At 58.9% G+C, this 2518-nt stretch carries 3 protein-coding genes and 2 pseudogenes; 1 reads left to right on the top strand and 4 read right to left on the bottom strand.

Annotated elements, in window-relative coordinates:
- Positions 1-553 precede the first annotated feature (553 nt).
- From BSG20_RS35055 to BSG20_RS35065, 4 genes and pseudogenes are all read right to left on the bottom strand, one after another.
- Entirely contained in the window at positions 554-748 is a 195-nt protein-coding gene (locus BSG20_RS35055; RefSeq protein WP_072382395.1) for a hypothetical protein, read from the bottom strand.
- Positions 749-758: 10 nt separating this feature from the next.
- Positions 759-905 carry a hypothetical protein gene (locus BSG20_RS36950; RefSeq protein ID WP_157997382.1) on the bottom strand — a complete coding sequence of 49 codons (147 nt, stop codon included), beginning with the start codon at positions 903-905 and terminating at the stop codon, positions 759-761.
- A gap of 257 nt (positions 906-1162) precedes the next feature.
- Positions 1163-1476 (bottom strand): annotated as a pseudogene (locus BSG20_RS35060) (plasmid stabilization protein).
- Positions 1477-1770: 294 nt separating this feature from the next.
- A pseudogene (locus BSG20_RS35065) lies at positions 1771-2050 on the bottom strand (HU family DNA-binding protein).
- Positions 2051-2422: 372 nt separating this feature from the next.
- Here BSG20_RS35065 and BSG20_RS38320 point away from each other — a divergent pair.
- A partial coding sequence (locus BSG20_RS38320) for an ArdC-like ssDNA-binding domain-containing protein (RefSeq protein WP_342030091.1) occupies positions 2423-2518 on the top strand: 96 nt, incomplete at its 3' end.

Raw genomic sequence — 2518 nt, forward strand, 5'->3', positions numbered from 1 at the left:
CAGTCGAGAGCCCGTATCTCATCATATCGGGGAGCAGCCACCTTCCAAGATCGCGATCGGATCCAGAGGGGCCTCGTGCCCGCGATTACACCATGTATGGCGCCCTTACTGGCTCCCGGGACATCCGCGATGAAAGCTGGTTGAGCCAAGGCCCTTCTCCTAAGAGAAGCCCTCAAGGTTTCAACACAGATCGCCGCGGGCGTCCCGCGAGGATTGCCGAGGAGGCCTGGATGACGCTGGGGTCCGATCCGCATATCCGGCTCCAGATTGCCTCCTCGGAGAGAGGATACAATTCGATTTTACGCCCACAAATGAACGACGGTAGTCGGACCAAAGTGCCAGGGACAAAGCCGCCTCAAACCCAAGGTTGGCTCATCCAGGTTTTGGCCGTCTATTGGTCTACGGCATCATCGGTTACGGGTCCGGCGAGCGAGTCTCGAATCTCATCGATCTTGCTGACCGCAGCCCCAAGATCGTCCAGGCTTCATTCAGAACTGCCGGGTTGACAGTCGAAGCAGGGCAGCGCGTCGCCTGACTTTTCGGGCGTTGATCCTTATGCCGCATCGGCGCGAAGCTGGTCGATCGCGTCCAACGCTTCTTCGGCTGACCACCCGGCACGAAGCGCTGCCGCCACCAGACGAACCTCGACCTCTTGTTCAAGCTTCAGGTAAAGCCCTTCGAGTGCTTCTCTCGCTGTCACGACGTGGTCTCTTTGCGATGTTATGTCAGGGATTCTTGCGGCTGGCATAAGGGATCCTTCAGTGGGTATTGTTCTCGTGCGCTTGCATCCGAGCAGCGCGGAGGCGTTCGGTTTTTTCAACGCGCTCAAGACGTTCTTGCTCGATGATTTCCTTAACGATCCGCTCTGTTTCTTTGGCTCGTTCGATCCGTTCTTGCTGGAGCATTGGAATCCTCGTCTACAATGCGCCCCCAATTCTTGACCTAGGGTAGGTGCCGATGGGGTCAACCGAAAAACCGTGGCATCGAGGCGATACGCGACCGGCTGGCGGCGCTTCGCGTCGATCTTTTCAGACGAAGGTGGTGTCGCTAGCCGCAGCTGTAACTATCGGGCACGAATAAACACTCGAAAGGCCGGAACTCCTTCGATTTCGGCTCGAATATCCTCTAAACGGCGGCGCCATTTGCGGTGGCGCCGCATCCATTAGTGGTGAGTGTGGCGCTCGTTTCGTTTGCGGGTCGCTGCTGCTTTTTTGGCGGAAGCAGAACGCTCTTCCTTGGTTCTCGACGCGGCCGCTGCACCGCCCTTGCGTCCACCTTTTTCGTTTGAAGCGTGGCTTTCGGCATGGCCGCGGCCGGAGCCGGATTTTTGCCGTCGCCACTTTCCTTGTTGACGGTGGCCCAGGCACGGCGCTCGGCTTCCTTCTCAGAAACACCACGATCCTCGTAGCCTTCTTCAATATGCCCGGCTTTGCGTTTCTGCTTGTCAGTGTATGCGGACTTGTCACTACGGGGAATGGAACGTCTCCTTTACGGAATGTGACGTCAAGAAGCTGCCCCTCCGCATCAAAGTTCCGTCGATGAGCCTGATAGAGAGGCCTCAGTCTCCGGCACGGTGCGGTAGGGCCGATGGACGTGAACAGGCGCCATGCGGGCGTGTGCGCAGCACAAGCGGGACCTGTTCATCTCTGCGGCTAGAGGGCGCCGGCGTCAGGCGAAGCGCCTGGAACTGGTCCGGGAAATTATTCATCCGCCCACCAGCCCCGTGCCCTAGCAGCGTTGCATAAATACACGCGAACGAAGCAGGATTGCCTACTTATTTAACGCCTCCTTGAGCGCCTTGGCTGGTGTGAATGCGAGCTTCCTTGCAGCTGCAATCTTGATCACCGCGCCTGTGCCCGGATTTCGCGCTTCCCCGCTCTGGTGTGTCCTTCACCTTGAACTTGCCAAAGCCCGGGATGGAGCTTTCGGTCCCAGATGTCGCAGCTGTTGTGATCGCTGCAAACACCGCTGCGACGATCGCCTTGCTTTGGGCCTTCGTCAGGCTGTGTTTGGTGGCGATCTTGTCAGCGATTTCGTTGGTTGTGGTCATTGTTTCGAACTCCTTCTAGCACGAAAGCCTTGGCTCGGCTTTTGCGGCCTGTCACGTTGCCGACGTCTTCTGCACCCTGTTTGAGAGCTTTTCCGCAATTTCTGCAGCTAGCCGTGCGATTTTGCGACGTCGTTCTTCGCCTGCCAGTGGATTTGGCGGGTGTTGCCCAACGTCGAACAATCCCCGCCTTGCAAGCGACCATTGCGTCCTGCCCCGGCTTTAGGTCCTGCCGGGCCCGCGCCGCCCCGCAACGGCGTTGCCGTCCTCCACGTCCGTTGCGGCCCTATCGGGTGCGGGCCTGCGCCTGACGCCCGGCAGTCGGACCGCCGTAGCAGGTCGCGATGGTCGCGACCTCAAAGCGGAGGTTTCAACATGAGCCGGCAACAAACCCACCAACGAGCCGATATCTACAGCCGCATCACCGACAAGATCATCGCCGAGCTCGAACAGGGCGTGCGACCCTGGATG

Source organism: Rhizobium tibeticum (assembly GCF_900110205.1).
GTDB lineage: Bacteria > Pseudomonadota > Alphaproteobacteria > Rhizobiales > Rhizobiaceae > Rhizobium > Rhizobium tibeticum.